This is a genomic window from Pseudomonas sp. UBA6699 (assembly GCF_002454615.1).
In the GTDB taxonomy this organism is placed as follows: domain Bacteria; phylum Pseudomonadota; class Gammaproteobacteria; order Pseudomonadales; family Pseudomonadaceae; genus Aquipseudomonas; species Aquipseudomonas juntendi.
The window spans coordinates 138,198-150,394 of sequence record NZ_DKJF01000023.1; the positions used below are offsets into that span (position 1 = coordinate 138,198).

General features: G+C 63.0%; 11 protein-coding genes and 1 pseudogene. 3 read left to right on the forward strand and 9 right to left on the reverse strand.

Annotated features, from left to right (window positions below):
* Positions 1 to 395: 395 nt before the first annotated feature.
* Positions 396 to 785, forward strand: a complete 390-nt coding sequence (locus tag B3361_RS05280) for a DUF6708 domain-containing protein (protein WP_312158186.1) — start codon at positions 396 to 398, stop codon at positions 783 to 785.
* Positions 782 to 1,039 carry a PAAR domain-containing protein gene (locus B3361_RS05285; protein ID WP_009686597.1) on the forward strand — a complete coding sequence of 86 codons (258 nt, stop codon included), beginning with the start codon at positions 782 to 784 and terminating at the stop codon, positions 1,037 to 1,039. Before B3361_RS05280 ends, B3361_RS05285 begins: the two co-directional genes overlap by 4 nt.
* Before the next feature lie 33 nt (positions 1,040 to 1,072).
* On the opposite strand, the gene B3361_RS05290 is transcribed toward B3361_RS05285, so the two are convergent.
* From B3361_RS05290 to B3361_RS05300, 3 genes and pseudogenes are all read right to left on the reverse strand, one after another.
* On the reverse strand, positions 1,073 to 1,915 hold the full coding sequence (locus tag B3361_RS05290; protein ID WP_054903970.1) for a TIGR03915 family putative DNA repair protein: 843 nt from the start codon (positions 1,913 to 1,915) through the stop codon (positions 1,073 to 1,075).
* Positions 1,906 to 3,125, reverse strand: a pseudogene (locus B3361_RS05295) (putative DNA modification/repair radical SAM protein). Before B3361_RS05295 ends, B3361_RS05290 begins: the two are co-directional and overlap by 10 nt.
* A 100-nt stretch (positions 3,126 to 3,225) precedes the next feature.
* Positions 3,226 to 4,146 (reverse strand): LysR family transcriptional regulator, encoded by a 921-nt coding sequence (locus tag B3361_RS05300; protein WP_054903972.1) that lies wholly within the window; start codon positions 4,144 to 4,146, stop codon positions 3,226 to 3,228.
* Positions 4,147 to 4,298: 152 nt separating this feature from the next.
* Here B3361_RS05300 and B3361_RS05305 point away from each other — a divergent pair, with 152 nt between their 5' ends.
* Positions 4,299 to 5,162: a type 1 glutamine amidotransferase domain-containing protein gene (locus B3361_RS05305; RefSeq protein ID WP_054903973.1), complete on the forward strand. Its 864-nt coding sequence runs from the start codon at positions 4,299 to 4,301 to the stop codon at positions 5,160 to 5,162.
* Positions 5,163 to 5,223: 61 nt separating this feature from the next.
* Here B3361_RS05305 and B3361_RS05310 read toward each other — a convergent pair whose 3' ends face one another.
* From B3361_RS05310 to yghU, 6 genes are all read right to left on the reverse strand, one after another.
* Positions 5,224 to 6,468 carry a saccharopine dehydrogenase family protein gene (locus B3361_RS05310; protein WP_054903974.1) on the reverse strand — a complete coding sequence of 415 codons (1,245 nt, stop codon included), beginning with the start codon at positions 6,466 to 6,468 and terminating at the stop codon, positions 5,224 to 5,226.
* 33 nt (positions 6,469 to 6,501) lie between these two features.
* Positions 6,502 to 7,599: a carboxynorspermidine decarboxylase gene (locus tag B3361_RS05315; RefSeq protein ID WP_009686603.1), complete on the reverse strand. Its 1,098-nt coding sequence runs from the start codon at positions 7,597 to 7,599 to the stop codon at positions 6,502 to 6,504.
* Positions 7,600 to 7,776: 177 nt separating this feature from the next.
* On the reverse strand, positions 7,777 to 8,694 hold the full coding sequence (locus B3361_RS05320; RefSeq protein WP_054903975.1) for a pyridoxal-phosphate dependent enzyme: 918 nt from the start codon (positions 8,692 to 8,694) through the stop codon (positions 7,777 to 7,779).
* Positions 8,691 to 9,359 carry a helix-turn-helix transcriptional regulator gene (locus B3361_RS05325; RefSeq protein WP_050492191.1) on the reverse strand — a complete coding sequence of 223 codons (669 nt, stop codon included), beginning with the start codon at positions 9,357 to 9,359 and terminating at the stop codon, positions 8,691 to 8,693. The genes B3361_RS05320 and B3361_RS05325 overlap by 4 nt, the downstream gene beginning before the upstream one ends.
* A gap of 93 nt (positions 9,360 to 9,452) precedes the next feature.
* The gene (locus B3361_RS05330) at positions 9,453 to 11,156 is read right to left on the reverse strand and encodes an amidase (protein ID WP_047149638.1); all 1,704 of its coding nucleotides are present in this window, start codon (positions 11,154 to 11,156) and stop codon (positions 9,453 to 9,455) included.
* A gap of 185 nt (positions 11,157 to 11,341) precedes the next feature.
* Positions 11,342 to 12,184: a glutathione-dependent disulfide-bond oxidoreductase gene (yghU, locus tag B3361_RS05335; protein ID WP_054903976.1), complete on the reverse strand. Its 843-nt coding sequence runs from the start codon at positions 12,182 to 12,184 to the stop codon at positions 11,342 to 11,344.
* Positions 12,185 to 12,197 lie beyond the last annotated feature (13 nt).

Sequence of the window (12,197 nt, forward strand, 5' to 3'; positions counted from 1 at the left end):
CGGCAATTGGGTTGGAGGTATGATCTCCCTCATGTTGGAGAAGAGCCCATGGTCAGTGGGTGTCTGGACAGGATCAAACCCCCACCCAACTATTACGATGCGATCTATCTGGAGTTGCCAAGGCAGTCAGTCAGCTTGCGAGGCGTTGTAGCATTATTGGGTGTGCCATCGATGCTGCTCTGCTTAGGCGTGGCGCTATGGTTGTATTGGGGGTTGCTGGTTGAAGGGTTTACCCATGATTGGGTCACCAATGTCTTGACTGTGATATTTCCTGTCCTACCGCTGTGGGTGATCCTTTGCTTTATCAAGTTGGATCTGGCTGTTCCAAGAGACGAGCCCATTCGCTTCAATCGGTTACGCCGAAAATCTACCTCTATCAATTCAGATTTCATTACATGTATTTATTCAGCCGCAGACACTGGGGCGTCAAACCCGTTGCCTACAACTGGGATGACGTTACCGCCGAGGTTTACCGAATCTACGCCCCCGGCCACGGCGGTCTGATCGAAAACGTCATGCTGTCGGTCCGTAACCCGGAAACCAACGAAGTCATTGACCGCGTGTTTTTCAGCCACGACCTCTACCACGGCGAGGGCTACTGGGCCATCGCCAGACTGTTCATGCAGCAAGGCCCCCAGGCCCTCCCGAAGTTCGTACACCCCGCCCGCGACTGGAATGATGATGATGGTCTGAGCCACATGCACTGCCTGGCGCCGAGGGTTCACTGGCCAGTGGCGATTGATCGCGAATCACGTACCGCACCGCACGCAGGCGAAGCGCGATGAAACCTGTTGTGCTTGTCGGTCATCGACATCTCTGCCCATTGCATGGCGCTAACCAGGTCGAGAGCGGGAGTGCTGGGTATACATTCAACGGCAGCGCAGTGGCCAGGGTGGGGGACCGGACTACCTGCGGTGCGGTAATCGAAAGCGGGGCCGAGCACTTCCTGATCGAGGGGGCTGCTGTCGCGCGCAAGGGGGACAGGACTGATCATGGCGGCGTGCTGGACGAAGGCGATGCAGGCTGGTTGCTGGAGTGAGGCGATTTGCGCGCACGGTATGGCTGGCGTGCATCACCGCCCAGTCTTGCTGATCTTTTTGCCGGCCTGCGCAGCCACTTCCAGCGCCTGGCCGTCCCGCTGCTTGCCTTGGCGTGCCAGGCCCTCGAGCTGGGGTATCAGCATGCCTTCCGGCAAGTGCCTCCAGAACCGCCCCGGCATGTGCAGGCGCAGGGCATCAGGGTTGAGGCGGGCAGGGTTGAACGTATGGCGGTAATAGGTACGCCACAGCTCGGCCCCTGGGTCTTCGGCACTGCGCGCCCACTGCCGCCATTGCGCCGGGCAGCGCCGTTGATAGTCGAACCCGGCACCGTCGAAGCGAATGCCATCCTGAGGCGTAGCGATCAGCCAGCGCAACTTGCCCAGGCGGTCGGCGAAGTGCGCACTGGCGCTCTGCAGAACGTCATGTGCCGGCTCGTGGTAAGCCACCAGGTCCAGTTGCAATTGCCCAGCCACCACTTCGGGTAGCGGCACGAAGCGGACAAAGGCATGCAAATGATGGGCTTCGCGCGTTACCTGCTTGATGCGCCGTTGCAACTCACTGCCCAGGCGGTCCCCCGCCAGCATTGCGGTGCGGTCGCCGTGGGCGACACGCCACAGCACTTCGTACAGCAGGTTCCAGCGTTGCTCGCCACGGTAGCGAGAGGCCAGTTCCAACTGACCCAACAATTGGGCCGGGACTTTGGCCCGGAAGGGGCCAGGGCCGGTAGGCAGCGCTGCGGGTACAGCCAGCAAATCCGACATGGGGCCCTGGTTCCAGGTGATTTCCGAAGGGTCGATGCCATGCCCCAGTAACACCCGCGCCTGTTCACGCCATGTGGCGAACAGGTCGTCGCAGTCGAGCGCAATCACCCCCACAACCCCATTTGCACCGGTGCCTGCGGTTCGCGCAGGCGTGCACGCAGCAAGCCGCTGCGCAGTTCGGCCTGTGCCGGGCGGTAATCGCTGGTGACGATGAACGGGCGCGCCTTGTCCAGCACGCAGCGCAGCTGAATCAGGTCGTCATAGCGGATACGCCGTTCCCGGCGCAAGGCCACCAGGCGCTGCACGCTGCGCAGGCCTATGCCGGGGATGCGTGCCAGCAGTGCCGGCTCGGCGCGGTTCACGTCCAAGGGGAATACCTCGCGGTTGGCCAGCGCCCAAGCCAGCTTGGGGTCGATGTCCAGTGCCAAGTACCGTGCTGGCCCAACAGTTCACCCGCCTTGTAGCCATAGCCCCGGAGCAGGAAGTCAGCCTGGTACAGGCGGTGCTCGCGCAACAGTGGGGGTGCGGCCAACGGCACGCTACCTGGGCTGTCGGGGATCGGGCTGAACGCGGAGTAGTACACCCGCTTGAGGCCGTAACCCTGGTAAAGCGATTCGGCATTGCGCAACAAGGTGCTGTCATCGGTGCTGTCGGCACCGACGATGACCTGGGTACTTTGCCCCGCCGGGGTAAAGCGCGGTGCCCTGGGCTCATTGGCTATGGCTAGCTGGCCCTGGTGAATGACGCCCATGGCCTGGCGAATGGTGTGTGCCTGCTTTTCGGGTGCCAGGCGCTTGAGGCTGTCGTCGGTCGGCAGCTCGATGTTGACGCTGAGCCGGTCGGCCAGGCGCCCGGCTTCTTCGATCAGCAGCGGGTCGGCGTCGGGGATGGTCTTCAGGTGGATGTAGCCGCGGAAGTTGTGTTCTTCGCGCAACAGTCGGGCCACGCGAATCAGCTGCTCCATGGTGTAGTCCGCCGAACGGATGATGCCAGAGCTGAGGAACAGGCCGCTGATGCAGTTGCGCCGATAGAAATCCAAGGTCAGGCGCACCACCTCTTCCGGGCTGAAACGTGCCCGAGGCACGTTGCTGGAGCGGCGGTTGACACAGTACTGGCAGTCGTACAGGCAAAAATTGGTCAGCAGCACCTTCAGCAGCGACACGCAGCGGCCGTCGGGCGTATAGCTGTGACAAATACCCATGCCGTTGGTAGCACCCAGGCCATCGCCACCGCGCGAATTGCGCTTGGGCGCGCCGCTGCTGGCGCAGGAAGCGTCGTACTTGGCAGCGTCGGCCAAAATACCGAGTTTGGCGATGAGTTGCATGGGGGCGTCTCGCTGTACTGAATATTCATACAGTATTTTGAGATCTTCCGGATTGCAAGAAGTTGTTCGCCATACCCGACTACTTTCGTCGGAAACATCCCTATTGCTGGGCCACGGCCCACAGCTGCTGGCGAAGCCAGCGCCGCAAGGGGTCGGCATGGGTACGCGCATGCCAGATCTGCATCACCTCCACGGGCGGCAGTTCCAGCGGTAGCGGGAACATGCGCAGGTCCTGGTCACGGTCGATAGCTTCGAGGGCCAGCGAGCGCAGGCAGGTCAGAAGCAGGTCGGTACCCCGCAGCAAGCGCATGGGTGCGATGAAGCTGGACAGGCCTGCCACCACCCGGCGTTGCTTGCCCTGGCTGTGCAGGGCGCGATCAACCAGCCCATCAAGGTCACCGGTCAGGGTGGTGAGCAGATGGTCGCTGGCCAGAAATGTGTCCAAGTCCAAGTCCGAGTCCAAGCCGCTGGCCAGGCCCGGATGGCTGCGCGAGGCAAGGACTACGAACTGCTCCCTGAGCAGCCGCTGCTGGTGGAAAGTATCGGGCAAGTCGGTGTAGAAGCCGGCGACAGCCAGGTCACAGGTGCCTTTTTCCAGCGCTTCTCGGGGTAGCATGCCGCGGGTGTTGTGTGTGATCAGCGTCAGGTTGGGCGCTTGGCTGCGCAGTATTGGTAACAGCCTGGGCAGCAGTGTCTGCTCCACATAATCGGTGCTGTACAGGTGTACGCGGGCAGGGCGGGAGAGAAAGTCTTGCCCCTCGCAGCGTTCATAGAAGCCTTCCAGGCCCGCTACCAGGCGTTCTACCTCCGGCGCCAGCTCATGGGCCCGTGGTGTGGGGGTAAGCCCCCTGGGCGCACGCACGAACAGGGGGTCGCCGAGCTGATCACGCAGTTTGCCGAGCTTGTGGCTGAGTGCGGGCTGGCTAAGCGCCATGCGTTGGGCGGCGAGTGTGGCGCTGCGCTCCTGGTAAAGCACATGGAACAGATAGAGCAGGTTCAAGTCCTTGTTGGCGATATTCATATTCCGAATGGCAGCCATGATCACTTTAGAATTATCGAATCATAGCCGCAGCGGTAGCATTCCCCCAGTGATGACTGACCCGGAGCTGCCAATTACACCCTGCGCTCCGCCACTTTGGTATTGCAGGCGCTTGCCTGATCAGGAGTTAACGCATGAAGAAGCCGACCACACTGGCGCTGGCAGTCACCGGCGCTTTGCTTGCCGGTGGTGCCCAATCGGCGCCCAAGGGCGAGGTACTGGTGCTGCTGTCCAGTGAACACCAGCTGCCGTTGCAGAACGGCGAACACTACGCCACCGGCTATTACCTCAATGAGTTCGGTGTGCCCGCCGACCAATTGCTCAAGGCTGACTACCGCCTGGTGCTGGTGACACCCAAGGGTAATGCCCCGCGTGTGGACCCACGCTCGGTCGACCCGCAGTATTTCGCCGGTGATGCCACAGAGATGCGCCGGATTGAAAAGGTGGTGCAGGGGCTGCCAGACATCGGCGATACCCTGTCGGTGAAAGAAGTGCTGGCTGGCGACCTCGACCGCTATGCCGGGCTGTTCATCCCCGGCGGCCACGCGCCTTTGATCGACTTGGCCAACAACCCGGATGTCGGCGCCTTGTTGCGGCATTTCCACCAGGCAGGCAAACCCACTGCGGCTATCTGCCACGGCCCAATCGCTTTGCTGTCGGCGCAGCAAGACCCGGTTGGCTACCAGGCCGCACTGGCGCGTGGCGAGCGGGCGGCAGCCAAAGACTGGGTGTACCAGGGCTACAAGATGACTATCTTCTCTGACCCGGAGGAGCAGGTGTTCGAGCGTTCGCTCAACGGCCAGCGCTTGTTGTTCTACCCGGCGAACGCGATGGCGATGGCCGGCGGCGACATGGGTTATGCCAAGCCCTGGCAACCGAATGTGGTGGTGGATCGCGAGTTGATTACCGGGCAGAACCCGTTCTCGGACAAGGCCCTGGCCAAGGCGTTGCTGAAAAAACTCGGTGAGCGCGCGAAGCTCACGGCCGAGGCCAACTGAAGCGTAAGCGGCCAGCCAAAGCAGAAGGGGCGCCACAGTGGCGCCCCTTCTTGTTTACCGCTTAGGCTTCAGCGTCCCAAGGACGATCACCTTTTTCATCCTTGACGCGGGTCGGCAGGCCCATCACGTCCAGCGCCTTGAGGAACGGCTCGGCTGGCAGCTCCTCGACGTTGACCATGCGTTTGGCATCCCACTCGCCACGGGCAACCAGCAGGGCGGCAGCCACTGGCGGTACGCCTGCGGTGTAGGAGATGCCCTGGCTGTCGGTTTCGGCGTAGGCCTCTTCGTGGTCGGCCACGTTGTAGATGAACACTTCGCGCGGTTGACCGTTCTTGGTGCCTTTGACCAGGTCGCCGATGCAGGTCTTGCCGGTGTAGCCCGGGGCCAGCGAGGCCGGGTCTGGCAGCACGGCCTTGACCACTTTCAGCGGCACCACTTCCAGGCCTTCGGCCGTTTTCACCGGCTGCTCGCTGAGCAGGCCAAGGTTTTTCAGCACCGTGAACACATTGATGTAGTGCTCGCCGAAGCTCATCCAGAAGCGCACATTCGGCACGTTGAGGTTCTTCGAAATCGAGTGAACTTCGTCATGGCCGGTAAGGTAGAGGTTTTGCGAGCCGACCACCGGCAGGTCGTCGGTACGCTTGACTTCGAACATGGTGTTGCTGGTCCACTGGCTGTTCTGCCAGCTCCACACTTGCCCGGTGAACTCGCGGAAGTTGATTTCCGGGTCGAAGTTGGTGGCGAAGTACTTGCCATGCGAACCGGCATTGACGTCGAGAATGTCGATCGAATCAATGCTGTCGAAATACTGTTGCTGCGCAAGTTTTGCGTAGCTGTTGACCACACCCGGGTCAAAGCCGACCCCGAGAATGGCGGTGATGTTCTTTTGTTGGCACTCTTCGAGGTGTTTCCACTCGTAGTTGCCGTACCACGGCGGGGTCTCGCAGATCTTGCCCGGCTCTTCGTGGATGGCGGTGTCCAGGTAGGCGACACCGGTATCGATGCAGGCACGCAGCACCGACATGTTGAGGAAGGCGGAACCGACGTTGATCACGATCTGCGACTCGGTCTCGCGGATCAGCGCCTTGGTCGCCTCGACATCGAGGGCGTTGAGCGAGAAGGCCTGGATGTCGGCGGGAACCTTGAGGCTACCCTTGGCCTTGACGCTGTCGATGATGGCCTGGCATTTGGAGATGTTCCGTGACGCGATAGCGATACGACCCAGTTCGTCGTTATGCTGCGCGCACTTGTGGGCCACCACCTTGGCGACACCTCCTGCACCAATGATAAGAACGTTCTTCTTCAATTTACCTGTTGCTCCTTACTTGGGAAGCCGGCCTTACGACAGGCTGGAAACGTAGTCTTCAAAACCGAACTCACGGACGACCTCGACGCTGCCGTCGAGTTGCTTGACCGCGATGGACGGCATTTTCAAACCGTTGAACCAGTTTTTCTTGACCATGGTGTAACCGGCCGTATCTACGAACGACAGGCGATCGCCAATGGCCAATGGGCGGTCGAACTGGTACTCACCGAAGATGTCACCGGCCAGGCACGATTTGCCGCAGACCATGTAGGTGTGCTCGCCGTCGTTGGGGGCCATCTTGGCGTTCAGGCGGTAGATCAGCAGGTCGAGCAGGTGCGCTTCGATCGAGCTGTCGACCACGGCCAGGTGCTTGCCGTTGTACAAGGTGTCGAGCACGGTCACTTCCAGCGAGGCACTGTTGGTGATGGCGGCTTCGCCAGGCTCCAGGTACACCTGCACCCCGTAGGTTTGCGCGAAGGCCTTGAGGCGCGCGCAGAAGGCGTCTACTGCGTAGTCTTCACCGGTGAAGTGGATGCCGCCGCCCAGGCTGACCCACTCGACCTGGTGCAGCAGGTGGCCGAAGCGCTCTTCGATGTGCGTGAGCATCTTGTCGAACAGGCCGAAGTCACCGTTCTCGCAGTTGTTGTGGAACATGAAGCCAGAGATCTGGCCGATCACCTGCTCGATCTTGGCCGGGTCCCATTCGCCCAGGCGGCTGAACGGCCGGGCCGGGTCGGCCAGCAAGTAGTCGGAGCTGCTGACCTGCGGGTTGACGCGCAGGCCGCGCACCTTGCCTTCGGACTGGTCGGCAAAGCGTTGCAGCTGGCCGATCGAGTTGAAGATGATCTTGTCGCAGTTCTCGAGCATTTCCTCGACCTCGTCGTCGGCCCAGGCCACGCTGTAGGCGTGGGTCTCGCCGGCAAACTTCTGGCGGCCGAGCTTGAGCTCGAACAGGGAAGACGAGGTGGTGCCGTCCATGTACTGCTGCATCAGGTCGAATACCGACCAGGTGGCAAAGCACTTGAGGGCGAGCAGTGCCTTGGCACCGGAGTGTTCGCGCACGTAGGCGATCTTCTCCATGTTGCTGAGCAGCTTGGTTTTATCGATGAGGTAGTACGGCGTCTTGATCATTTAAAGGCCCCCGGCCAGGCCGGCCAAAAAAAGGACACGCATTGTGCCTTCCCTTGCCGCAGATCGAAAGGGCGCAGGGCATTTTTCCTTTGCGTGGCTGCCACTGCCGGGCAGAGTCGCCGGCAGTGTCGGGTTCAGTGATACACGGCAAAGGAAACAGACAGATGACAGCCCGTATCAGTCGACCTGTCGCAACCACGCCTGTATCTGTTCCAAAGTGGCGGTAGCACCCCCGCATACCACCACCAGCACGTTCGGGTAACGCGCCATGGCGCTGGCGTCGTAGGCCAGCGCCAACGCGGCGCCACAGGCGGGCTCCACCAGTAGCCGATGGTCTTGCAGAAAGCGCTCGCAAGCCTGCAGCGCGGCACGGTCGCTGACCAGGTGGCTGTGTACCGGTTGCCGATGCGTACAGGCCAGCGCCTGTTCGGCCACCCGCTTGGCACCCAGCGAGCCGGCGATCGAGGCAATGCGCGGCAACGCCACGGTGTGCCCGGCTTGCATGGCCGCGTGCAGCGAGGCAGCGCCGGTCGTCTCCACGGCCAGCACCGGCACGTCCGCCCAGCCATTGCGTTGCAGCCCTTCGACCACGCCGCTGAGCAGCCCGCCACCCCCCACCGACAGCACGACCGCATCGGGCTTGAAGCCGGCCGCAACCACTTCGTCGACCAGGCTGGCATGCCCGGCCCACAGCAGCGGGTCGTCGAAGGGGTGAATGAAGGCATCGCCAGCGCCTATCAGGGTCAGTGCCAGTTCGTTGGCTTCCTGCCACGAGCTGCCGTGTACCAGTACCTTGGCATTTTCCAGGCGCAGCAGTTCCTTGGCCCGTTCGGTGGTGGTCTCGGGCACCACCACGGTCACCGGCACCCCCAGTTTGCGCCCGGCGTAGGCTACCGCCAGGCCGGCATTGCCCCCCGAGGACGACACCAGGTGCCTGGCACCCCGCGCGTAGTGAACCTCGCAGGCGTGGCCCACCCCGCGCAGCTTGAACGAGCCACAAGGCTGCAGGGCGTCAAGCTTGAGCCAGATGTTGCGCCCGGCAGCCAGCGACAGCGGGCGTGATTCGATCAGGGGCGTAGGGATGTGCAAGGTCATAGGCTGGCTCCGCGCAGTTGTTCGAGGTAGTTGTAGATGGTGTAGCGGGTCACGCCGAGCGCGCTGGCGGCCTTCTCGACGCCGCCCTTGACGATGAACAGGCCACGCTCCTGCATCACGCGCACAGCTTCGAGCTTGGCCTGCTTGTTCATTCGCCCTTGGCCGTTGCGCTGCAGTGCGCCCTGGATGATCTCGCTCATCAGCAGCGCCATGTCGGCAGGCTCGGTGGCGGTTGGCGTAGCGCCCAGGGGCTGGAAGTGCTGGAGGAACTGCATGGCCGCGTCCAGGCCGGTGACATCGGTGTTCACGCACAGGCTGGCAAACGGGTGCCCGCTGCTGTCGCGGAATATCGCGGTGGCGCTGCGCAGCGTGCGGCCCTTGAGGGTAGTGGGGTAGTCGGGCAGCACCACCGGCTCACAACCCTGCTGGTCGGCCGAGGCCTGCATCAGGGCCTTGAAACCCTGGTCCTGTTCCGGGGCGGCAAGGATCGGGCTGCCGATACTGCGACCGGAAAGGTGGCCATTGACGATAGCCACCACCGAGTGCTCGGGGTGGTCGAGGTCGTGCAGGAGGATTTCCATGTTGCGCGCGGCAACGCTGCCCAAGGCCTGGATGGCGGCCTTGAGCACGGTGAGGGTGAGCTGGCGCTCGGCAGTGGGTGTCATGGGCAACGAGCCGAAAAAATCAACGATTTGTGTATATTTACACGAATCGTTGATTTTAGCGACAGTTGCCTGAAGGTCGTTGCCGTGGGGGGCTCAACCCAGGGCGGGGGTGCGCGGCGGCACAATGCGGCGCGAACCGGTCGCTTCAAAGGCGGCCGCAAAGGTCAGCAGGGCATTGTCGCTGTAGGCCCGCCCGGCGAAGGTCAGGCCCACCGGCATGCCGATGTCGGCCATGACGCCCATCGGTACGGTCACGGTCGGTACGCCAAGGTGGCGGATCGCCAGGTTGCCATTGGCCACCCATACGCCGTTGCTCCAGGCGATGTCCGCCGATACCGGGTTGACGTCGGCATCGGCCGGGCCGACATCGGCCACGGTGGGGAACAGCACGGCGTCCAGGCCTTGGGCGTCCATCCAGTCTTCCAGGTCCAGCTTGCGGGTCCGCTCCAGGCCGCGCAGCCCATCGGGCAGGGTCTCGATCTGGTCCCAGGTTTTCAGGCCACGCTTGGCCATGTTGACGTATTCGTCCATGCCGGCTGCAAGGTCGTCTTCGCGGTTGGGCAGGGTGCCCGGGTCGTGCGGGAAAATCTGAGGCCCATCGACATCCGCCAGACGGTTGAGCTTGGGGTCGCCATTGGCGCGCAGGAAATCATCGAAGCCCCAGCCCGACAGCTCCCACAGCTCGTCGTGCAGGAATTCCTTGCTGACGATGCCGCGGTTGTACACCGTGGGTGCGCCGGGGCGGTCCCCTTCGCAGTTGGACACCAGCGGGAAATCGACGTCCACCACTTGCGCGCCGGCCGCTTCCAGGGCCTGACGGGCCTGTTGCCACAGGGCGATAACGCTGGCGCGGGTGTGGATGCGCTGGCCGGTAGGGCCCCCGATACCAGGCTTTTGCGAAGTGCCGGCTGCGTCGTCGGCATTGATGTACATGCGCGGCACGCCGAAGCGTTTGCCCTTGAGGGCGCCGGCATCGGCGGCCAGGTCCAGGTACGACGCTGGGCGCACCGCCGAGGCCGCGGGGATCGGCACCCAGGGCTGCAGGCGCCACAGGTCGCCACGCTTGTCGGGGTCATCGGCGACCACCACGTCGAGTACCTCCAGCAGGTCCGCCATGGTGCGCGCATAGGGCACCACCACATCCATGGTCGGGGTCAGCGGCCAGTTGCCGCGCACCGAAATCACCCCACGCGAGGGCGTGTAGGCGCACAGGCCATTGTTCGAGGCGGGGCCGCGGCCACTGGACCAGGTTTCTTCGGCCAGGCCGAAGGCGCTGAAACTGGCGGCGGTAGCCGTGCCGGCGCCGTTGGACGAGCCCGAGGCGAACGGCGCGGTCAGGTAATGGGCGTTGTACGGGCTTTCGGCGCGGCCATACACACCGCGCTGCATGCCCCCGTTGGCCATGGGCGGCATGTTGGTCTTGCCCAGGCATATGGCCCCGGCGGCGCGCAGGCGCTCGATGGTGAAAGCGTCGCGCTGGGCCACCAGGTCTTTGAAGGCCGGGCTGCCCGATGCCGCAGTCAGGCCTTTGACCAGGTAGCTGTCCTTGGCAGTGTAGGGAATGCCGTCCAGCGGGCTCAGCAGCTGGCCTTTGGCGCGGCGGGCATCGGAGGCCTCGGCTTCTTGCAGCGCCTGCGGGTTGCGCACCACTACGGCGTTCAGGGCGGTGGCCGTGTCGGCGCCGTCGTAGGCATCAATGCGGGCCAGGTAGGCCTTGACCAGCTCGACCGCCGTCGTGCGGCCCGATTCGAGCGCGTCGCGCAGCTCGGCAATGGAAACCTCGGTTACCTCGATCATGCGTTCACCAAACAATGTACAGGTGGGGGCTATTGCGGGGAGTGTACAAGAAGGGCTACGCGGACGCAGGTTTGCGCAGGGGCAAACGGTTTTGTGCAGGTGGGCATTGTCATGCCCGAGTACGCGGCAGGCATTGGCAGCGGCGGCCCTGTGTCACCACAGGGCCACCTTCGGCGCGCGTTGTATCAGTTGTCCAGATCCGCAGCCGAATGCCGTTCAGGCACCTGGCTGGCTTCGTCGCCCCAGGTGCGGTTCACCCGGGTGCCGCGTTGCACTGCCTTGCGCTGGGCAATCTCTTGGGCCCAGCGCTGTACGTTCGGGTACTCGTGCACCGCCAGGAACTCTGCTGCGCCGTACAGGTTGCCCAGTACCAACTGGCCGTACCAGGGCCATACGGCAATATCGGCGATGCTGTATGCCTCACCGCCCAGGTAGCGGCTTTCGGCCAGGCGCCGGTCTAGCACATCGAGCTGACGCTTGGCTTCCATGGTGAAGCGGTTGATGGCGTACTCGAACTTCTCCGGCGCGTACACATAGAAATGACCGAAGCCGCCACCCAGGTAGGGCGCCGCTCCCATCTGCCAGAACAGCCAGTTCAGGCACTCGGTGCGGGCAGCAGGCGCTGTCGGCAGCAGGGCGCCGAACTTTTCTGCCAGGTACAACAGGATCGAGCCGGACTCGAAGACTCGCACCGGTGGTTCCTGGCTGCAGTCGAGCAGTGCGGGGATCTTGGAGTTGGGGTTGACCTTGACGAAGCCGCTGGAAAACTGGTCGCCTTCGCCGATGCGGATCAGCCAGGCATCGTATTCCGCGCCAGCGTGGCCGAGTTCAAGCAGCTCTTCCAGGGCAATGGTGACCTTTACGCCGTTGGGCGTGGCCAGCGAATACAGCTGCAGCGGTTGCTCGCCCTTGGGCAGGTCCTTGTCGTGGGTAGGGCCGGCGACAGGGCGGTTGATGCTGGCGAACTGGCCCCCGGATGCAGCGTCAGGGCGCCAGACCTTGGGTGGCACGTAGGCAGGTTTGCTCATGCATGAAACTCCT